Genomic DNA, 20,170 nt, shown 5'->3' with positions numbered 1-20,170 from the left:
GAAATATAATAATGCCTACTACTCATCATCCTAGTTTCAATATAGAAAATAGAGGTCCCGCACCAATTAGAGCAGTAAATTACTGGGCGCCTCCATTCGGAGATTACAATCAGTATGCTTTTATCGACATTCAACCCGGTGAAACTAAATTTTTCCGCAGAGTACCTAACGCGGTTTACTTCTACAAAGTTGTAGTTATTAATCTCAGTAACTACCAACACGCAGAAGCGGTAATTACTCAGTTTCTCCCCGTTCATCCACTGGCGGAAGTTTAAATTTCAACAATATATTTTTAATATGAAAATTTCTATTTCATTATCTATTTAACTGAAAATATGTAGGATATTTAATTGTCACAATTAAATACATTCAATTGGAAAAATCGCTGGCCTGAAAACCAGCGATTAATATAAATGAGGAAAACCGAATTAACGAAATATTTCAAACAACGACATGCCTTTCATATCGGTAAATGTCTTATACGATGCTTGAAGTACGGCTTGTTGTTGATAATAATTCGAAATCGCTGAGTTCCATTCTACGTCAACCAGTTGACTCAAACGGCTTTTATTCGCCAGGCTGCGTTCCGCCCCCAAACTATCTAAGTCTTCTATTTCTCTCAGTTGTAAACCCAATACCGATTCCACCGAAGAGATATTATTCAACGCGTTGCGAGCGCCGCGGTTAGCCTTATTCAACAATTCCAGCGCATCATCACGACTCTTTTGATCTGCTTCGACAAATGGTGTTTTTAATGACTGAATCGCCATGTCTATGGTTTTAAATATATCAGATTCACTCGGGCTGCCATCCGGCTCTTTTATCGGGTTACTGGTAGACGAAAGAAAGACTTGTTCCCCGGTATGTCCAATAATCATAGAGCGGTTGCTATCTACTTTCTGCGTCATTTCCTCAGAACCGCCTCGATAGCTAACTGTACCGCTGGTACTCTCATCAAAAGGTTTCACATCCGTTTTATAACCGGCAAAAATATAGCGGCCATTACCATCGGTGGTGTTACCCAAATTCACCAGTTGTTCTTTAAACCCGGTCAGTTGAATAGCCAACGAGTTACGATCTTCATCACTCAATACGCCGTTTACTGTGGCGACCAAACTTTCATGAATATTTTGCACCACCCCGACAGCTTTGGATACCACACTCAATTGCATGGAAATCGCGTTCTTAGCAAACGAGCGAGCCGTTATATATTGCTGGTTCTGAGATTCAGCTTGAGCGACCATGACCCCCTGAGATGCCGCCATCGGATCATCGGATGGATTTATCACCCGCTGACCACTGGATAGCTGTGCTCCTTGCTGCATCCATTTCGACTGAGCTGTAGTGATATTCGTCATTTTCTGATCGTATAATATATTGGTACTTACGCGCACAATTTCATTCCTTTTAAATATTCAGCTAAATGCCCAAGATATCTCAGGCTATTTTTATTAAATGGCACGTTTATTAGCGACGGAGATCCAAAATGGCATTAAATAACGTTGCGGCAGTCTGGATAACTTGGGCATTCGCCAGATAATATTGCTGTAAGTTTTGTAATGCGCCATATTCTTCATCTACGTTGACGCCAGAAACCGACTGCTGTTCAGCGTAAAGTTGTTTAGTAATATTATTCTGAGTTTCTAAATCAACATTCGCCGTGCTGGTCTGGTTGCCAATGGTGCTGACCATCGAAGCATAAGCACCAGAAAATGATGCTTTCCCCTCTACCAATTTTTTGTTCTGCAATTCAATGAGTTTTTTGGCATTGACGTTATCACTCGCCCCACCATCTTTAGCACCGGCAGCCGCCAATTGCGACGCATCTTTAATATTAACCGCCATACTGCCAATAACACCGTTGACCGCTTTCAGTGTATATCGGTCATGCTCTTTTGCATTGGTTGGGTCAATTTCAACTTTTAATCCATCAAATTCCAGTGTATTACCTGTTACTTTGGCGGCAATATCCGCCTTATCAGAGGCACGCTGGATTTTCCAATTAGCCCCATCGTAGCTAATATGATAATCACTGGCTTTTATCGCTGAGGTATCTGTATATTCCACTTTAAAATCAGCAGAACCTTTATTTCTACTATTGGCAACCACATCCGGGTTATTAAATGTGAAGAAATCTTCACCCGGTTTGCCTTTTAAATCAAAACCAGCACGGTGAACCTGATTAAATTGATCGCCCAATACCAACGCTAATTGGTTTAACTGGTTACGGGAATTATCCAGCACTTCACTACGCGCCCGTAATGTGCCGCTTAATTGCCCTTTGTCAATGAATTTTTCATCAATTTCAACAACATCGCCAAAACCACGATCATAACCTAATGTAATGCGACTGCTATCCGCATTAGATGAAATCGCTTCTACTCGGTAAGCGGTTGTTCCCTGAACCAGTGTCAATCCCCCCGCAAAAGTGACATTGTAAGAATCACCATCCTGCTGAGTCACACTCACGCCAACCAGTTTATTCAGTTCATTGACCAATTGATCACGCTGATCCAATAATGCATTCGGCTCAGCACTACCACCGCCTCTCATACGGGTAATTTCCCCATTGAGTTTAGCAATTTGCTGCGCATAGTTATTAATAGATTCAGCCGAATTAGCTATTCCCCGATTAATGTTATTTTCCATTTTACGCAGGAAGGCATCCGCGCCTTGCAATTGGTTTACCAGCCCCTTTGATTTACCAATCGCTGTCGTTCTGGCCGCATCATCTTCCGCATTACTGACAACATTTTGTAAACTGGTAAAGAAGTCATCAATGGTGTTTGACAGGTTATTCGCTTTGTCTGCCAGCAAATTATCAATCTGGGAAATTTGCTGAGAATAAGTGGTTAATGTACCTTGTTTCGCCTGAGCCTCAGACAGTTGTTGATTAATGAATTCATTATATTGACGGTTAATACTGGTGACAGTAACGCCATTTCCGATATAGCCAACGGACGTCATCGTGCCGCCGTTTTGATTGACAACTGTCGATTGCCGGTTATAACCAGGAACTTTGGAATTTGCGAGGTTATTACTCACGGTTCCCAGAGCAATTTGAGCCGCTTGAAGGCCACTCATCGCAGTATTAATAAGACTGTTGGACATCAGAAGATCCTTTTACGTTTTATTTAATGTCTCCGCTAGCGGCGGCAAACAATCTTTCAGCTATACCCGTCATCTTTCAAGTTGCCTCTTTGTTGGCTGCACTCGCTCACCCCGGTCACATAGTTCTCTATGCTCCCGGGGATTCACTCCCTTGCCGTCGCGATCCATCTTGAAATCCATAGGGTATAACTAAAAACAAAGTCTAAACTGCTTTAATTTATCGGCTGAACTCAATAAAACTTGAGCAAAATAGCGATCAGAATAGTTTACTCAAATCGTAGGTATAGGCTTTCACCGCCTTTTCTCCGGCATCTTTTAGCTGTTGAATAACTGAGACCAGTTTTTTCGCATATCCGGGATCGGTCGCATAACCTGCCTGTTGTAAGGAATACGCCCCTTGCTCCGGGGTAACAGAGCGGGCAACGTTGGCGTAACGGGGACTTTCTGTCAGTAATTTGACGTAATCCTCAATCGCTTCCACGTAAGAGCCATAAACACGGAAGTTATCCTTCATTTTCTGAGGCTCGCCGTTGATATATTCTGTGGTCAGGATATTAGTTACCGGCCCTTTCCAACCTTTACCCGCTTTAATACCAAACAGATTATGACTTGGCTTGCCATCAGCGGTCAGAATCTCTCTTTGCCCCCAACCAGACTCTAATGCGGCCTGAGCAATAATCAGCAAATGAGGAATACCGCTGCGTTGGCTGGCTATCCGGGCAGGGGTCGAGAGCGTGGATACGAAATTCGTACTGTTCAGCGGCAGCGGTTTAGGCGTCGTCTCGGGTTTTGGTACCGTTCGACGGATAAATTGCTCAAGCGCCTGCCTTGGCAAGGTTTGCAAAACTTCGTTATCCAGCGTCATGGGTATCTTACCCGCTATTTCGCCAGGGGCAGTTTTAGCGCTAGAAAGCTGCTTGAGCATCATATCGGCAAAACCTAACCCCTTCTGAGCAATATTCTGCGCGATTTGCTGATCGTATATCGAAGTATAGAGACGGGTCTGTTCACTGCTCAACATGCCATCTTTAGGCAGAGCTGAACGCATGCTTTTCAGCATCATCTGAACAAAAAGCCCTTCCATTTGTTGGGCTACTTGCCGTAGCCCCTGTTGTGGATCTTTTGCCAGATTGGATTTTAACGTGTTAACCGACTGGACATCATAAGCCGCACCGGGCAGGGTTAATAAATCATTCATCAAATGATCTCCAGTTTCGCCCGCAGACAACCCGCACTTTCCATTGCCTGTAAGATTGACATTAAATCATTCGGGGTCGCACCCAATGCATTCAATGCTTGAATAACATGGCTCAAACTTGCACTGGCGTTAACCTGCTGCAACGCGCCATTTTGTTCACGGACAGCAACAGCGGGATTACGGGTGACAACGGTACTGCCACCGGCTAACGGTGTATTTGGCTGACTAACAACCACCTGATTATCAACAATGACAGAAAGATTCCCTTGAGCAACCGCGCAGCTATCCAGCATGACATTGCGGTTCATCACGACAGAGCCGGTGCGAGAGTTGATAATTACTTTGGCATCACCGACATCAACGCGAAGGGTCAAGTTCTGCACATGAGAAAGGAATTTAACCTGCTCACTTTTATCTCTCGGCATACGCAATTGTACTGTACGGGCATCCAGCGGCGTTGCTGTTCCCGCTCCGCCCATACGATTGATGGTATCGCTGATTTGCTGCGCCAATGAGAAGTCTTCGTTATTTAATTGAAGATTCAGTGTGCCATTTTCACCAAACTGCGTAGGCAATTCGCGTTCAATCACTGCACCGTTACTAATCCGACCACCCGCGAGCTGATTGACTTTTACACTGCTTCCCCCCGCGCTGGCGCCGGCGCCGCCGACCAAAATATTCCCCTGCGCCAGAGCATAGACCTGATTATCAACACCTTTTAGTGGCGTCATCAGCAAAGTACCGCCACGTAAGCTTTTAGCGTTCCCCAGTGAGGAAACCACTACGTCAATATTCTGCCCGGCACGGCCAAACGGCGGTAATTTCGCAGTGACCATCACGGCAGCCACGTTTTTCAACTGCATATTGGTTCCCGGAGGAACGGTAATCCCCAATTGGGATAACATGTTGCTTAAACTTTGGGTGGTAAATGGCGTCTGAGTCGTCTGGTCGCCGGTTCCATCCAATCCAACCACTAATCCATAACCAATCAACGCATTTTCCCGTACTCCTTGAACCGTGGTGAGATCACGGATACGTTCTGCGGATACTGTCGTTGTCACCAGAGTCAGCAATACAAGAAGAAGGCTGGCAGCAAATTGTTTTATCATAACCATCCCCTGTTAAAATGGCGCGACATTCAGGAAGAAACGCTGTAACCACCCCATGTGCTGCGCTTCATTAATATAGCCATTCCCCACATATTCAATGCGGGCGTCCGCGACCTGATTGGAGCTGACGGTATTATTAGCATTAATTGTCCGTGGGTTAACGACACCGGAGAAACGGATAAACTCGGTTCCCTGATTGATAGCAATCTGCTTTTCACCGACCACATGTAAGTTACCGTTTGCCAGTAACTGATCGACCGTCACGGTAATCGTTCCTCGGAAGGTGTTATTCGCATTAGCGCCGCCTTTCCCACCAAAAGTATTATCGGCTTCCATATCCAGATCGGTTTTATCTCCGCCAATTAACCCTTTCAGGAAACGGGGAGTCAGTGCTGCGGAAAATGTGTTTTTCCCATTACGGCTGGCGTTGGCCGAAGAGTTCTTACTGGCGCTGACATTTTCCTGCAATGTAATCGTCAGGGTATCGCCAATATTTCGGGGTCGGCGATCTTCAAATAGCGGCTGATAACCATAATAAACCGGCTGTACTACTTGAAAAATAGCGCCATTAGGGACTGGCGCGGTTGCCGCAGAAGGTGCTGCGGTGGTTGCTCCCTCAACCAGGGGTTTTTGCGGTATATACGCACAGCCCGTTAGTGACAATACCGCCAGTGCTATACTACAACGCCATTTATTCGCCACATTTTTCCGTAAATGGCGGAACTGACAAACAGCGCTGGTCTCGGCAACAGCCATTGTATCCATCTTCGATACTCTTTATTTATCCCTGAATAACGGGGAAACTGAGTGTTTCCCCGCGGTTCTGATTGACGATTAGGTTATAACTGAGTCAGTTTTTGTAGCATCTGATCAGACGTCGACACCGCTTTAGTGTTAACTTCATAAGCACGCTGAGTTTGAATCATGTTGACCAATTCTTCTGCGATATTGACGTTAGATGTTTCGACATATTTATGCTGGAGCAACCCGGCGCCATTGATTCCCGGTGTATTTTCAATCGGTACGCCAGAGCTGCTAGTCTCTACATAAAGGTTTTCACCAATACTTTCTAACCCACTGTCATTAATAAAGGTTGTCAGGGTAAATTGACCTATTTGCTGAGATGCGGATTGCCCCTGCACTTTCACACTGACAATACCATCACTGCTAATGGTGAGGTCCGTCGCATTATCAGGAATAGTAATGGTAGGGAAGATCAAAAAACCGCTAGCGGTCGTCAACTGCCCGTTTTGATCTTCCTGAAATGAACCGTCACGGGTATAGGCGCTGGTACCATCAGGTAACTGAACTTGAAAGAAACCCTTTCCTCTAATAGCAACATTATGGCTGTTATTAGTTTCAGATAAGTTTCCCTGACTATGTATACGTTCTGTTGCTACCGGGCGCACCCCAGTACCTATCTGTAAACCAGAAGGCAGGCGGGTTTGCTCCGATGACATCGCCCCTGGTTGACGAATGTTCTGGTAAAGCAGATCTTCAAAAATGGCACGCTGGCGTTTAAAACCATTGGTGCTGACGTTTGCCAAGTTGTTGGCAATCACATCCATATTAGTTTGCTGAGCATCCAGCCCAGTTTTAGCAATCCATAATGATCGGATCATCGGTTTTATCCTCTGTGTCTAAATCAACTTATTGCTAATAGCTGATTAGCACGTTGTGCATTTTCATCTGAGCTATGGATGACTTTCATCTGCATTTCAAAACGGCGGGCATTAGCAATCATACTCACCATGCTTTCCATTGGGTTGACGTTACTCCCTTCAAGCACACCGGACATTAATTTCATCTCATCACTGGCTGGCAAGGCATCACCCTGTAACCCTTGCGCCTGTTCCGTCATGTGAAAGAGACCATCATCACCGCGGACTAGCTGATCGCTCTCCGGTTTCACCATTTTCAATCTGCCAAGTTGCCCCAATTGTGTTGGCGGATCACCAGGAATCAGTGCAGATATAGAACCATCCGTCGCCAAGGTTAACTCAGCCTGCGGCGGAATATTTATCGGGCCGTTGTCCCCCATCAACAAGTTACCTTGAACAGTTAACTGACCTTCCGCTGAAATCTGAATACTGCCGTTACGCGTGTAAGCCTCAGTACCATCTTCAAGCTGAACCGCCAGATATCCCCCCTGTCCAATCGCCACATCCAACGGACGAGAGGTATAGTTCATCGGCCCCTGACGATTGTCAGAACCCGGCGTTGAAGCCACAACCAAAGTTCGGGTGTTAAAGGCGGCCCCTTCAACAGGCACCGCCCGCAAAGCAGCCAGTTGCGCCTTAAAACCCGGCGTCGATGCATTCGCCAGATTATTTGCCGTCACCGCCTGATGCTCTAGTGTCTGACGAGCGCCGCCCATTGCGGTATAAATGACATGATCCATAATGCTATCCTGAAATTATCAGCGCATACTGACCAGCGTTTGCAGGATCTGATCTTGGGTTTTAATGGTTTGCGCACTGGATTGGTAGTTGCGCTGCGCCACGATCATATTAACCAGTTCCTGGCTCATATCGACGTTGGATGCTTCCAGCGAACCACTGAGCAATTTGCCAAAGCCGCCAGAATCCGCAATGCCGACAACCGGGTTGCCAGAAGCCCCCGTTTCTACCCAAACGTTATCACCCTTCGCTGCCAGCCCCTCCGGGTTAGCAAAGTTAGTCAAAACGATCTGACCTAATAACTGGGATTGATCATTGGAATAGGTACCGACAACGCGGCCATCTGACTCAATACGGTAGCCACTGAATTCACCTGCGGCATAACCGTCTGTCTTGAGTGTCGATATGCTATCAGCATCAATTTTCTGCTGCTTACTGCCATTAAAATCAATAGTGATATCAGCAGCATTAGAACCATTCAGAGAGGGAACATTAAATGTAAACTGATTATTGTCACCAATCAGTTTACCGTTGCCATCAAATTTCAACGTCCCCAACGAAGCGGCTTTAGCGCCCTCTACCGCACTATCCTGAGCATGAACCTGCCATTCATTATCGTTCGTTTTCACAAAGAAGACCTTGATATTATGTGGGTTACCCAGGCTATCAAAAGTGGTGATACTGGCAGGATAGTTATAGGAATCCTTATCTTCCGGCGAGAAAGCATCTGTCGGTTTTTTATGCATCGAATTAAGGTTGGTTGTCATCGTAACCTTAGTTGTCGCCTTAGCCGCCAACATACTTTTAGGTATTGTAATCGGCTCTGGGTTAGCCCCTTTCTGAATCTCCGGTGCGCCGCCATTGATACTGGCTGCGGGATAGCCGGTCAATTTCATGCCTTGCATGTTGATAATATTACGGTTCTCATCCATCTTGAATTGACCGTTACGGGAATAGTAGATCTTACCATCACCGCCTTGCATACGGAAAAAACCGCTTTGAGTGATCGCCAAATCAAGTGGGCGATTGGTCGTCGTCGGCGTACCATCTTTAAAATTCTGATTAACACCCGATATTTTCACCCCCAGCCCCACCTGAGAACCGGCAAAAATGTCAGAAAAAGCAACCGTGCTGGATTTAAAACCATATGTCGCCGCGTTAGCGATATTATTACCAATAACATCCAAATTACCTGCCGCGGCATTCAAACCACTTACTGCTTGTGAAAAAGCCATATTATTCTCCGTTAAAATTCTTGCTGGTTAAAGAATCTGACGTATCTGATCCATTGTGACGGCCCCGATCCGCCCTAAATCTAACTTAGCGCCATCCGCGTCACGAGTAACCCCCTTCACCTCCGCGTGCCTCAGTTGCTGAAATACGCTCGGACTGCCTTGATAGCTGGCTGTAATGGTGAATTTATAAGCGGATTCCTCAGCTACAGCGCCATCTTCTCTTATGCCATCCCAAGTGAAATTATGAACACCCGCTTCCAACGCGCCGAGATCAATTTGGCGTACAACCCCGCCTTGCTTATCAGTGATGGTGACTTTTACACTATCCGCCGGTCTTGCCAGCTCAATACCATATTGTGACGTGCTGACGCTGCCATTTTCCTTTGAACCCACCAGGATGGTATCCCCAGGGATCATCACGCCTCGCCCAATCAGAGCCGATACCTGTACAGGCTGATTATTATTTATCTGACCGACAATAGACCCCAGTGTGGTATTCAGCTTTTCGATCCCCGCCAGGGTGTTAATCTGCGCCAAATGGGAAGTCAGCTCATTGTTCTTCATCGGGTTAGTTGGGTCTTGATTTTTCATTTGCGCGATCAGCAATTTCATGAAGTTGCTATTCAGCTCTTCACTGTTCTTTTTCTTGCCGTTCGATGCTAACTCACCAACAGTCATGTTATTCAGAGATCCATTTATTGAACCGGTAATAGCCATGAGCCGCTCCTGTTATTGACCTAACGTTAATGTTTTCAACATTATCGATTTAGTTGTATTAAGCACTTCAACGTTGGCTTGATAACTACGGGAAGCGGAAATGGTATTAATCATCTCCCCGACCACATCAACGTTTGGCATCCGCACATAACCCTTTTCATCAGCCAACGGGTGTCCCGGCTGATACTCAAGGCGAAAAGGAGTGGGATCATCAACAATTTCACTGACTCTGACGCCGCCGGTTTCCTGCCCTGCCGGTGCGGCAACACGGAAAACCACCTGTTTAGCCCGATATGGCTGACCATCAGGCCCCGCAACGCTATCGGCATTTGCCATATTGCTGGCGCTGACATTTAATCGTTGGGATTGAGCTGATAATGCCGAACTGGCAATATCAAAAACACTGAGTAAAGACATTGCCCTTATCCTTGCTGTAAGACTGACATCATGCTTTTAACCTGAGAGCTGGTCGCAGTCAGTTCAGCCTGATATTTCAAGCTGTTATCCATAAAATTGCTGCGTTCCATATCCATATCTACCGTGTTGCCATCCATCGCTGGCTGATAAGGCACCCGATACAGTAAGTCCATTTCCATTCTCTTCTGAGGCTGAATAGGAATATGCCGATCGGATGTCAGCGTCAGCCCGATCCCGTTTCCGGTGACCCGACCGTGTGCAATGGTTTTTTTCAGTTGTGTGGCGAAATCAATATCCCGCGCTTGATAACCGGGCGTATCCGCATTAGCGATATTAGCGGACAATATTTCTTGCCGCCGAGATCGCAATGACAGGGCTTCCTGCTGAAAATGAAAGGCTGCATCTAATTTATCGAGCATATTCCTCCCTCTGATGTGACTGACCTGTGTTGTGAACTTTTAATCGCGCTTTTCACGATCGCGAAATTCGCAGTAAACAGAATAAACGCAGAAGGAAAAGCCTATCGGGTGAATAGACGCTAATTGGATTGCTATTTATCCCATTGACTGATATTCGATGCAGGTACACTTACACGCGACTAAATATACGCGACTAAACAGCAGCGTATTGACCGACAGAAATAATGAGAGCGAGAAGATGCACGCTATAAACATTATCGGGCTGTTCGCATTTTTCTTTATCACTTCGATGGCATGGGGCAATAATTTACCCCAAGCTATAGAGCACTATTTCCAGCAGATACATAAGGATAATCATCACAAAGTTTCTGTTAACATCAGAACCCCTGAACAACAATGGCCCCAGTGTGAACGGCCAGAAATTCAACCCGCTATCGGTGGTCAAAACTGGGGAAATCTCTCCTTACCTGTTATCTGCCATCAACAACGCAAATTCATTCAAGTCGCTGTCAGTGTGACAGGAAATTATCTGGTTACCCGCCGAACCATCTCACGTAATGATGTTTTATCAGAGGACGATTTTCAGGTCAGAAGCGGATTACTGGAAAAATTACCCCATGATCTGGTTATTAACAAAAATGAAATAAAAAACAGCATTACAATACGTAACATCCCGGCAGGACAAGTCATTACACGTAATATGTTACGCCGTCCGTGGACGGTACGGTCAGGCCAGAGTGTGGTGGTGATCATTCAGGGGAATGGCTTTCAGATACGGAATGAAGGGAAAGCTATTAATAACGCCGCCATTTCTGATAAAGTCAGGGTTCGAATGAATTCAGGGCATGTTATAACCGGCCAGGCATTAGAAAACGGCAGTGTAAAAATCATGTTATAAGTTACTAAAGTTTTCTTTCACTGTGCCGATATAACCAGCAGAGCACGATTTGCAGGTATGCAAATGGCATGTAACCTGCTCCGATCCATAGGTGAACCTATGCCTGGCCATAAAGGATAATAATTATGAGTATCGAACGCACTCACCCCTTATTAGCTATCGCTGCCGTTCAACAGCGACCAACTAATGAAAGCGCCCAAGGCACCCGCAAAACCTCCGGCGTTACCTTACAAAGCAGCGATGCACAAGTAAAACTGAGCGAAGCACAAACAAAACTGGTTCAACCAAGCAGCCAGGATATCAATATCCAAAAGGTGCAAAAGTTGAAAGAAGCTATTGCTCAAGGAACCTTAAAAATGAACAGCGGTAAAATCGCAGATGCCTTGCTCAAAGAAGCCGCCGAAAACTTTCAGTACGATAAGAAATAATTGAACCCGCTATGGAAGCACTACAACAATTACTCGAACAGCAAGTGACCTATTTGACCTCGCTGACCCAAACTATGGCGGAAGAACAGCGTATTCTGTGCGAGGGTTTTATTGAAGCACGAGATTTGCACCAGATAACAGAACGAAAGAATTTTTTGTTATCTGCGCTTAGCCATTCAGAACAGCAACGTCTTAATTTGAGCAAAGCATTAAACATCATTGCACCTTATGATAAGCAACCTTTGCTTGCCACATTATGGCAACAGATCGGCAAAGCGGTTATCCAGGTTCGTGATTTAAATACCCATAACGGCCTGCTATTAACCCAACATCTTGAACTAAATAGCCAAGCTATCGCTTTTCTAAAAAGCCACCATAGCCCTTCTCTTTATGGCTCAGACGGCCAAGCTGCCCGTCATTCTGCGCTTTCCGGCCATAGAGCTCAAGTTTAATTCAGCGCATTACCGCCCATTGCGGTAGTGCCGCTTTTTATTGTTGATAGTACTTGTAAGCGCCGCTTTCCTGTTTAATCCGAACTCCTTAACTGCTCACGGAATGGAATCCTCCAGCATAAATAACTCAGACGAAATGTATTGTGAAACTGTTGTTACAGTCGGGTAAGAAAAGATTAGCAAAAATCACCATTTGTAAGTCAATGTAATAATTGAACAACTATAATGTTTTGCGTGTTACAAAAATATATTGCAGAATAGGGATAAACGACAACGGGTATTGACAATATAATTTTTAACTACGCAATATACGAGTTTCAACTTCAGGAACAATATTGATGCACAAGCAGCTGAAAAAAAGAAAATCGAGCGGGCAACAGATACCAAAAACACCTCAGCAACAATTCAAAGCTTACTGGAAGTCCATCGAAAAATACCAATTGAAGATCGCCAAACTACAACAGCAGCAAGATGCGTTGTTCATCCGCTTTCAACAGGAGGTTTTGCCGATAGAGCATCAATATATACAATCTAAATATGATAAAACGGCACGGTTGCTTTCATTTGCCGACAAAAAATCGCTGGGGAAAAACCAACGGGGAGAATTATTTTTCTGGATAGAAGAAGAACTTGATGAATTATGTCATTATCCCTTTAACGAAAACCTTGATCTCAATAAATTAACCGATCACTTTTCCAATCTTAACGCATTAAAAGAACACGAAACTCCGACGCCAGAACAGATGGCTGATATCCGGCAGACTTTTGGTGAATATTTTGATTTTAATGAAGAAATATCTGATGAAGAATTACTTGATATGATGAAAAGTCCTGAAAAAATGCGTGCCACCATAGAACAGCGTTTTCAACGGGAATCAGAACATTTCTACGATGAATATGATGCAGAAGAGACCTCTGACTTCGACCCTGCGGCAGAAGACCAGAAAAAACTGGATTCTTTGTTTAAATCGCAGGAAGTGAGCCAAATGTATAGAAAAATAGCCAAGTTACTGCATCCGGATCGTGAACAGGATTTAGATGAGAAAAAGAAAAAAAACCAATTGATGGTACAGTTATCACAAGCCAAGAAAGATAATGATGTCTGGACGATAATAAACATGTACCACACGTACATTGATCCAACTTTCAGTTTTAACAGCCGAGATATATCCGACATTAATAAATTGCTCAAAGCACGTATAGACATATTAGCCAATGAGCTTAATCAGCTAAAAAAATCTGATTCGTTACCGGGCATAGTTTGGAGCACGCTGGGAGGTAACACATCGAAGATAATAGAAAATAACCTCCGCGAACACTGCAAAAAATTGCGACAAAATATAGAAAACGAAACCCAACAGCGCGAAAGCCTGCGCTCACTTACTGTACTAAAAAGCCACCTTGCGGAACGACGTGATGCCTTTGAACTTCAGCAGGAGATTATCGATTATTTTTTCAAACAATATTGAATCCGCTGAGTCTGACAGAAATTTCGACTGGCGTGCCACATAGGCTCAACGCGGAACAACAACGGGCCTTTATGGAAACCTACGGGAAACTGAAGCAGGAAACCGGAAACAATGAGTCCATTCTGTTCACTGATGGCGTCTATCCCACGCAAGGGACGAAACTCGCTTATGGCTGGATGTGCAAAGGCTATAACGCATTTTCCTGTGGCGGGAAAGATGCCTATTATAACAACTGACCGCCTCTCTGAAAAATTGCACTTGTTAGTCTAATCCGCCAGTTTTATATTTTTCTTCAATCTTCTAATCTGAAATAAATTTAAAACACTTATTATTGTTAAGCTATATTGTCCCCAATAGAAAAAAACGTTCCATCGGTTTTTTATTAAATTTATATCAATAAAAAAACCATTAAACTTAAATCTAGAGTTCAAATTAACTACTATTTTGAAGATTTATAATGTAGAGTTATACGTGTAGTGTAAAAATATATAGAAAAGCATTTTTTCTTTTCTCATTTCATTTAATTTTAGTAATATAGGAGTCTTTCATGACAAATGAAAAATCTCTTTCAGAGATTAATACACATGAAGAGGACGTATCTGAAATATCTGAATTTGATACTACCGAAACCCAACCCATATATCTTCGTGAGGAAACTATAGTAGGTATCGGAGGAAGAGCTAATCTTAATAGTAATGGAAATATTTTAACAACGAAAATTACTCTACCCGTGATGAAAACTCAGTATGCGTTTTACGTATATGACGGAACACCATATATCTATGCCAGTTTCTCAGGAGAGATTGAATCAAATATTGGTTTTGAATATAACCCTACATATGATGTTTGGCAGCCAATTATGTCCGTAGAAGGGTTTGGAAGTGGATCTTTTACTGAAGGCTCAGAAGAGTTTAGTGATATAAATGGTTTTTTACCCGGCAAGGAAGTACAATTGACGGTATATAGATATTTAAATGGCGCAACCAGAGCAATATATCAGGGTTCCTCCAATATAGGCTATATCGGTAGGGCTATTTTAGAGATTCCCAAGACTAATATAAATTCTAAACAAATAAATAATTGGAAGTTATTCTCTACTGTCACTGGTAATAGAATTAAAGTTGATAGACAATATCAGGTTAAATTTAGTGATATTGTGATAGATAATACCGTTCTTAAACCTGTGATTTATGCAACAAAGCAAGCGTCGGTTTATGTAACCCACGGTAAAGCGACAATTACAATTCAAAAATCAAAAGTATGATAGTGTCATGATTAATCTTTAATTTAAGCCAGTTCCTAGTGCATTAAGGAACTGGCTATTTTGGGTTTTTACCGACATTGTGAAGAAAATATACTTACAACGCCCTATTCCTCCCAATTACACTGCCGCAGGATTTCTCTGATTATACCCCTGTCATGTTTGATTAATTTATCTTAGATATTATCATGCACTTATTTTCCATATTTGAAGGTGAAAAGCGAAATAATTACTAGATACCCATATTCTGTTGTGTGCCACCGATAGAAAATAATATCCAGTTTAGTGATTACAGTCATCATTTAACATTTTCAAAAACATAAACTGCACCGGTTTCGGACTCAGAACCAAGCTTGATTGGACCTGCGCCAACAACCAAACTCGTCCCCGCCTTATTCAGGCCGACAGCCCCACCAAAACCACTTAAATTGTCGGAAGGGTCCAAAATCTCCATAGGTGTTTCCATATTCCACTTATTATTTAGGCAGGTATATACATACACCCTGGAATACGCCCCCACTACCAAGCGATCTCCTGCATCATTCAGTTCGAGAGCACGGCCAAAATACGTTACGTCACTTGCAGGAGCCGAAAACTTAATAGGATTTTCTTTATCCCAGATCCCATTCGTGCGCTTATACAAATAAACCTCCCCATCTGTGGAGTTATAAAACTCTATCCCCACCGCTAAGCGATCTCCTTCTGCATTCAGGCTAAAAGCCCTACCCAATGATAGGTTATTTTCAGGGACCTTGAACTTAATGGGGTTTTCTCCATCCCAGATCCCATTTGTGCGTGTATACACATAAATCATGGGAGCGTAATCACGCACTGCCAGACAGTTTCCCGCAGCACTTAGGTGGGCAATCCAGCCAAACTCATAAGAATCCGAAGGGATCGGAAGCTGAATGGGGTTTTTTGTATCCCAGACGCCCTTCCTGCGCGTATACACACAAACCCGCCCTCGGTTATCAGCGAGATACGGCGACATGTTTCCCAACGCTAGGGTATCTCCCGCCGCATCCAGACAGACATCCCATGAAGATCTTTGATATTCATCTTCAAAAACTTCAAACACAATCGGCTTACTTATATTCCACTCACCACTCTTCCGGCGCGTATACACACAGACTTGATTATTCGTCCCAACCGCTAAACAGTCTCCTGCCGCGTTCAGGCTAACAGAAGTGCCAAAACGCTCATTCTCTTTCGGGAAAGGAGAAACAATTCGCGTCATCATGGTGCGTCTCTAAACCCAACAACTGTGCGATCTCTATCCACTCCCGCCTCGATAAACTGAAAAAATCTGTAAAACAAAGCAGTACAGGGAGCGTCATAAAATACTAAAATCGACACTTTTCATATGATGGTCTGACATCAACTTGGTATACAACCAAACAACAGGTCAGTACCAGAGCAAAAATTTCATTTGCAATTATTGCAAGCCCGGACTGATGGAATGCGAGTCGTTACAACTTGTGTATTTGGCATACCTTAATTTATTCTCAACTAAATAGAATAGTATTACGCATCAACTATAACATGATAATAGTTTTATTAACTATGATATTACATCTTTAATTATTTAAAATGTTATTAAAAGATATTTAAAATAATAGACAAGAAAGTAGCTATTGATTTTAATTCAATAATCGCGTTCTTTAACAAAAATACATTTTAAATTTATCAAAAGGTTTTTTATGTCTAATTTTAATTTCGGCCCTGTTATTCCCCTTGGCAGTGTTTTTCCTCCGGGAAGTACGATCAATCATGGAAATGGCTGGACAACAACGACAACCCCCGTTTTTCCTGGGGTTCCGGGTGGCGGGCATAGCATTACTCATTATACAGGTATCTATAATAAACCAACACAGCCTCCAACCTATAATTGGACACCACCCATTAATAGACCCTGGGGACAACCTGGAACTCCTTATAAAGACGTAGACCATTACTTTAGAGAAAACGATCTTGAAGTTATTGATAAAAAATTAACCAATGTAACAAAAGAATTAGAAGATTCTGAGAAAAACGTTTCTTATGATTTTGACGACTCTCTTCTAAAAGCGGAAATGTTGTTGGTCATATTAAATAAATTAGCTCCTAAGAACTCCTCCGAAGCACTAAAGAAAAATGTTGCTGATTTCAAGTTATTGATTGAGCAAAAGAATAATTTAAAAAAATATATTAAAAATCAAGAGTCTTTTAGACAAGAAAAAATAAAAGATCTGGCTATTAAAAAGATATCTTTTAATGGTCATAATATGGGAAACTTTCTAAAATATGCAAACTCTAATAAGAAACATATTTTTACAATTGCATTCATTGAAAGTGCAAAAGCCGTGCTTGGATATCAGGGAGATTGGATCGGGGTTTGGAATGAATACGTTGTAGCACCAGCGATGGATTTATATAATGCAAAACATGAACTCATTAATGTATTAAACAAAATAACACCGGCAAAAGAAGAGATCAAAACAAATACTAAAAAATTATTGACTACAGATAATAGCATGAGTGGGTTGGGAATGTTTTTTCATTTTACAGGAAAATCAGGTCGAGAACTCACGCTCTCTGAAATCGGTGTGCATGATAGAATTCGTATATTAATGCAGAAGCCAAATGCATTTGGAAGAACAGAAGGGAGTATTCAATCTCGTTTTATTTCACAAATCCAGAATGGTGAACGAATTGATTTTAAAAATGGTTATGATTTTGCTAAGGAATCAAAAATACCAGGTATCGACCCTCTGTGGGCTATTGGAGGTGCAACGATTAGTGGAAATTTGATAAATATTAAGGCAGAAAACGCAGGTGATAAATATAATATATCCGGTGTAATAAATTATAAACTATATGATAATTTTACTGATCCATATGATACATTTAACTGGAAGACGGAAGATATCAATTGGGGTGGAGAGCCATTTGAAATTACTGGAGAATGGCAGGAAAATGTAAATTTTCAGATCGAAAAAAATATTTATGAAAATAAAATCAAACCATTAATTAAACAGAATAAATAATAATATTCTTATGTTCGCGCATTAAGTGCGCGACCTTATGCCAAATACCCAATTAAAAAAGGTACTGATAGATAACCTGAGGAAAAACGTGACTGAATATTGCAATAATAGTCATTAATAATGATATCAATATAGTTTTTTTGAAATCTCTTCCTAGTATAAAAAAATAATTAACCAACATAGATAGCATAAAAAAAATAACAAATATCGACAAAAAAAGAGCAACCAGCATTTTATATATACTCAGTTTAAAAATTTTCTGTAATATTATCATAAATGAGATTTATTATCAGTGCTGAGAACATGGTCAATTGTAAATATTCAATAAATGTGAGATTTATCGCAAAAAAGTGGGATTTGAGTTGAAAGCCTGCCTCTTAAAGATTTATTTGCTGTTATGAATGATCCGATTCCTGACTCATTAGCCAGTTCTTCTCAAAAAACGCGATAACAACGGGAATGGTGCATGCGTGATCAGGCACATCCAACTTAGAACTTAGTATTAGCAATTATGGGCATCATTTGACATTTTCAAAAACATAAACTGCACCGGCTCTGGACGCAGAACCAATCTTCCTTGAAATTACACCAATAGCCAAACTCGTCCCCGCCTTATTTAGGCCGACAGCCCCTCCAAAACTATTTAAATTGTCTGAATTGCCTGAAGGATCCAAAATCTCGATAGGTGTTTCTATATTCCACTGATCATTCAGGCAGGTATACACATACCCCCTGGAAGCCGCTCCCACTGCCAGGCGATCTCCCGCATCATTCAGCTCGATAGCGCGGCCAAAATACGTTACATCACTTGCAGGAGCCGAAAACTTAACGGGATTTTCTTTATCCCAGATCCCATTCCTGCGTTTATACAGATAAACCTCCTCATCGGTGGTTTTATAAAACTGCGTACCCACCACCAGACGATCTCCCTCTGCATTCAGGCTAAAAACCCTGCTGAAACTAGATGATTGACCTTTAGGGTGAGTGAACTTAATGGGATTTTCTCCATCCCAGATCCCATTTGTGCGTGTATACACAAAAATCGTGCTTATTGTGGGACCAGAAGAAGAATCGAAGCAATGCACCGCCAGACAGTTTCCCGCTGCACTCAGGTGGGCCATTCCGCCAAACTCATAAAAATCCGTAGGGATCGGAAGCTGAATGGGGTTTTCTGTATCCCAGATCCCATTCCTGCGCATAAATATACAGAACGGAGAGTAGAATTGGCCCCCTGCCACCAGACAGTCTCCTGCGGCGCTCAAGCTGACATTCATACCAAAGTATTGAGCAACCCGCGGAAACACAATGGGATGTTTTGTATCCCAGACGCCATTCGTGCGCGTATATACACGAACCACAGAGAGCGAACTGTTTCCCAACGCCAAGCAATCTCCCACCGCATCCAAACTGACATCCCATGAAGATCTATGAGATTCATCTTCAAAAGCCTCAAACACAATCGGCTTACTTATATTCCACTCACCGCTCTTTCGGCGCGTATACACACAGACTTTATCGTTCATCCCAACCGCTAAGCAGTCTCCCGCTGAGTTCAGGCTAACAGAAGTGCCAAAGTATCCATCCTCTTTGGAGGAAGGAGAAACAATTCGCGTTATCATAGTACGTTTCAAACCCAACACCTGCGTGATCTCCATCCGTGCGCCCCGCGATAAACTGAAAAAATCCGCAAACTGAATCTGCCGAGCGGCATCCAATTTCAGATATCCTCCCCCATCAAACGAGAGTCCCCCTTCTGGTTTCAGTGATAGCGCCAAAGCGTCTTGATTAGAATTTAACCCGCTAGAATGCTGGGTGTTGAGGGTCAGTTTTCCTTTGCCATCTCGTTTCAGTCCTGTGGTTGGGCCATCACCCTGAGCGCCATCAATGATTTCATATGCTTTATATGCTTCATCAATCAAATGGGAAAAGGCTTCCGGCATAAGCCGAACGCCAGACTTAAAACTCGCTTTCAATGAGTCAACGGTATTAATTTCTTTATCAGTCATCATATTTCCTCAAAAGCCACATTAG

Annotated in this window: 19 protein-coding genes and 2 pseudogenes; 8 read left to right on the top strand and 13 right to left on the bottom strand. The window is 42.9% G+C overall.

What is annotated here, in order from left to right; genetic code table 11:
- The first annotated feature begins 11 nt into the window (after positions 1–11).
- The gene (locus EAE93_RS01905; RefSeq protein ID WP_241509783.1) at positions 12–275 is read left to right on the top strand and encodes a hypothetical protein; all 264 of its coding nucleotides are present in this window, start codon (positions 12–14) and stop codon (positions 273–275) included.
- A gap of 153 nt (positions 276–428) precedes the next feature.
- Here EAE93_RS01905 and flgL read toward each other — a convergent pair whose 3' ends face one another.
- The 11 genes from flgL to flgB form a co-directional block, all read right to left on the bottom strand.
- On the bottom strand, positions 429–1,394 hold the full coding sequence (gene flgL, locus EAE93_RS01900; RefSeq protein WP_036807445.1) for a flagellar hook-associated protein FlgL: 966 nt from the start codon (positions 1,392–1,394) through the stop codon (positions 429–431).
- A 73-nt stretch (positions 1,395–1,467) separates the two neighbouring features.
- Positions 1,468–3,111, bottom strand: coding sequence for a flagellar hook-associated protein FlgK (gene flgK, locus EAE93_RS01895; protein WP_214038956.1), 1,644 nt, complete (start codon positions 3,109–3,111; stop codon positions 1,468–1,470).
- Between the two features lie 256 nt (positions 3,112–3,367).
- A complete protein-coding gene (flgJ, locus tag EAE93_RS01890) occupies positions 3,368–4,309 on the bottom strand; it encodes a flagellar assembly peptidoglycan hydrolase FlgJ (protein ID WP_415186271.1) in 942 nt (313 codons plus the stop codon).
- Positions 4,309–5,418: a flagellar basal body P-ring protein FlgI gene (locus EAE93_RS01885; protein WP_214038954.1), complete on the bottom strand. Its 1,110-nt coding sequence runs from the start codon at positions 5,416–5,418 to the stop codon at positions 4,309–4,311. Before EAE93_RS01885 ends, flgJ begins: the two co-directional genes overlap by 1 nt.
- A 12-nt stretch (positions 5,419–5,430) precedes the next feature.
- The gene (locus EAE93_RS01880) at positions 5,431–6,183 is read right to left on the bottom strand and encodes a flagellar basal body L-ring protein FlgH (protein WP_036807435.1); all 753 of its coding nucleotides are present in this window, start codon (positions 6,181–6,183) and stop codon (positions 5,431–5,433) included.
- 74 nt (positions 6,184–6,257) lie between these two features.
- Positions 6,258–7,040, bottom strand: a complete 783-nt coding sequence (gene flgG / locus EAE93_RS01875) for a flagellar basal-body rod protein FlgG (RefSeq protein WP_036807432.1) — start codon at positions 7,038–7,040, stop codon at positions 6,258–6,260.
- 23 nt (positions 7,041–7,063) lie between these two features.
- Entirely contained in the window at positions 7,064–7,819 is a 756-nt protein-coding gene (locus tag EAE93_RS01870) for a flagellar basal body rod protein FlgF (RefSeq protein ID WP_214038953.1), read from the bottom strand.
- 18 nt (positions 7,820–7,837) lie between these two features.
- Positions 7,838–9,052: a flagellar hook protein FlgE gene (gene flgE / locus EAE93_RS01865; protein WP_214038952.1), complete on the bottom strand. Its 1,215-nt coding sequence runs from the start codon at positions 9,050–9,052 to the stop codon at positions 7,838–7,840.
- 27 nt (positions 9,053–9,079) lie between these two features.
- Positions 9,080–9,769: a flagellar hook assembly protein FlgD gene (gene flgD, locus EAE93_RS01860; protein ID WP_036807424.1), complete on the bottom strand. Its 690-nt coding sequence runs from the start codon at positions 9,767–9,769 to the stop codon at positions 9,080–9,082.
- Positions 9,770–9,781: 12 nt separating this feature from the next.
- Positions 9,782–10,186 (bottom strand): flagellar basal body rod protein FlgC, encoded by a 405-nt coding sequence (flgC, locus tag EAE93_RS01855; RefSeq protein ID WP_036775735.1) that lies wholly within the window; start codon positions 10,184–10,186, stop codon positions 9,782–9,784.
- Between the two features lie 5 nt (positions 10,187–10,191).
- Positions 10,192–10,605, bottom strand: coding sequence for a flagellar basal body rod protein FlgB (gene flgB, locus EAE93_RS01850; RefSeq protein WP_036775736.1), 414 nt, complete (start codon positions 10,603–10,605; stop codon positions 10,192–10,194).
- A 238-nt stretch (positions 10,606–10,843) separates the two neighbouring features.
- On the opposite strand from flgB, the gene flgA reads away from it, so the two are divergent.
- The 6 genes and pseudogenes from flgA (at position 10,844) to EAE93_RS01820 (ending at position 15,116) form a co-directional block, all read left to right on the top strand.
- Positions 10,844–11,503, top strand: a complete 660-nt coding sequence (flgA, locus tag EAE93_RS01845) for a flagellar basal body P-ring formation chaperone FlgA (RefSeq protein WP_214038951.1) — start codon at positions 10,844–10,846, stop codon at positions 11,501–11,503.
- 125 nt (positions 11,504–11,628) lie between these two features.
- Entirely contained in the window at positions 11,629–11,931 is a 303-nt protein-coding gene (gene flgM, locus EAE93_RS01840; RefSeq protein ID WP_036807414.1) for a flagellar biosynthesis anti-sigma factor FlgM, read from the top strand.
- 11 nt (positions 11,932–11,942) lie between these two features.
- Entirely contained in the window at positions 11,943–12,383 is a 441-nt protein-coding gene (locus EAE93_RS01835) for a flagella synthesis protein FlgN (protein WP_040152428.1), read from the top strand.
- Between the two features lie 338 nt (positions 12,384–12,721).
- Positions 12,722–13,852, top strand: a complete 1,131-nt coding sequence (locus tag EAE93_RS01830; protein ID WP_040152426.1) for a hypothetical protein — start codon at positions 12,722–12,724, stop codon at positions 13,850–13,852.
- Between the two features lie 29 nt (positions 13,853–13,881).
- Positions 13,882–14,040, top strand: a pseudogene (locus EAE93_RS01825) (IS630 family transposase); the annotation flags it as partial.
- A gap of 359 nt (positions 14,041–14,399) precedes the next feature.
- Positions 14,400–15,116, top strand: coding sequence for a YrpD family protein (locus tag EAE93_RS01820; protein ID WP_052739623.1), 717 nt, complete (start codon positions 14,400–14,402; stop codon positions 15,114–15,116).
- 295 nt (positions 15,117–15,411) lie between these two features.
- Here EAE93_RS01820 and EAE93_RS01815 read toward each other — a convergent pair.
- A pseudogene (locus EAE93_RS01815) lies at positions 15,412–16,426 on the bottom strand (hypothetical protein); the annotation flags it as partial.
- Positions 16,427–16,813: 387 nt separating this feature from the next.
- On the opposite strand from EAE93_RS01815, the gene EAE93_RS01810 reads away from it, so the two are divergent.
- Entirely contained in the window at positions 16,814–18,139 is a 1,326-nt protein-coding gene (locus EAE93_RS01810) for a hypothetical protein (RefSeq protein WP_052739674.1), read from the top strand.
- A 518-nt stretch (positions 18,140–18,657) separates the two neighbouring features.
- Here EAE93_RS01810 and EAE93_RS01805 read toward each other — a convergent pair.
- The gene (locus EAE93_RS01805; RefSeq protein WP_214038950.1) at positions 18,658–20,148 is read right to left on the bottom strand and encodes a hypothetical protein; all 1,491 of its coding nucleotides are present in this window, start codon (positions 20,146–20,148) and stop codon (positions 18,658–18,660) included.
- Positions 20,149–20,170: the final 22 nt, after the last annotated feature.

The sequence above is a fragment of the Photorhabdus akhurstii genome (assembly GCF_018448925.1).
Lineage (GTDB): Bacteria > Pseudomonadota > Gammaproteobacteria > Enterobacterales > Enterobacteriaceae > Photorhabdus > Photorhabdus akhurstii.
The sequence above is the reverse complement of the archived record's forward strand: the minus strand, read 5'-3'. Positions and strand labels throughout refer to the sequence as shown.

Coding starts and splice junctions, on each gene's coding strand:
- flgD (WP_036807424.1), bottom strand. CDS start 9,769: ATGGCTATTACCGGTTCAATAAATGGATCTCTGAATAACATGACTGTT.
- EAE93_RS01905 (WP_241509783.1), top strand. CDS start 12: ATGCCTACTACTCATCATCCTAGTTTCAATATAGAAAATAGAGGTCCC.
- EAE93_RS01830 (WP_040152426.1), top strand. CDS start 12,722: ATGCACAAGCAGCTGAAAAAAAGAAAATCGAGCGGGCAACAGATACCA.
- flgA (WP_214038951.1), top strand. CDS start 10,844: ATGCACGCTATAAACATTATCGGGCTGTTCGCATTTTTCTTTATCACT.
- EAE93_RS01835 (WP_040152428.1), top strand. CDS start 11,943: ATGGAAGCACTACAACAATTACTCGAACAGCAAGTGACCTATTTGACC.
- flgE (WP_214038952.1), bottom strand. CDS start 9,052: ATGGCTTTTTCACAAGCAGTAAGTGGTTTGAATGCCGCGGCAGGTAAT.
- flgC (WP_036775735.1), bottom strand. CDS start 10,186: ATGTCTTTACTCAGTGTTTTTGATATTGCCAGTTCGGCATTATCAGCT.
- EAE93_RS01810 (WP_052739674.1), top strand. CDS start 16,814: ATGTCTAATTTTAATTTCGGCCCTGTTATTCCCCTTGGCAGTGTTTTT.
- flgK (WP_214038956.1), bottom strand. CDS start 3,111: ATGTCCAACAGTCTTATTAATACTGCGATGAGTGGCCTTCAAGCGGCT.
- EAE93_RS01880 (WP_036807435.1), bottom strand. CDS start 6,183: ATGGATACAATGGCTGTTGCCGAGACCAGCGCTGTTTGTCAGTTCCGC.
- EAE93_RS01885 (WP_214038954.1), bottom strand. CDS start 5,418: ATGATAAAACAATTTGCTGCCAGCCTTCTTCTTGTATTGCTGACTCTG.
- flgB (WP_036775736.1), bottom strand. CDS start 10,605: ATGCTCGATAAATTAGATGCAGCCTTTCATTTTCAGCAGGAAGCCCTG.
- flgJ (WP_415186271.1), bottom strand. CDS start 4,309: ATGAATGATTTATTAACCCTGCCCGGTGCGGCTTATGATGTCCAGTCG.
- EAE93_RS01870 (WP_214038953.1), bottom strand. CDS start 7,819: ATGGATCATGTCATTTATACCGCAATGGGCGGCGCTCGTCAGACACTA.
- EAE93_RS01805 (WP_214038950.1), bottom strand. CDS start 20,148: ATGATGACTGATAAAGAAATTAATACCGTTGACTCATTGAAAGCGAGT.
- flgG (WP_036807432.1), bottom strand. CDS start 7,040: ATGATCCGATCATTATGGATTGCTAAAACTGGGCTGGATGCTCAGCAA.
- EAE93_RS01820 (WP_052739623.1), top strand. CDS start 14,400: ATGACAAATGAAAAATCTCTTTCAGAGATTAATACACATGAAGAGGAC.
- flgM (WP_036807414.1), top strand. CDS start 11,629: ATGAGTATCGAACGCACTCACCCCTTATTAGCTATCGCTGCCGTTCAA.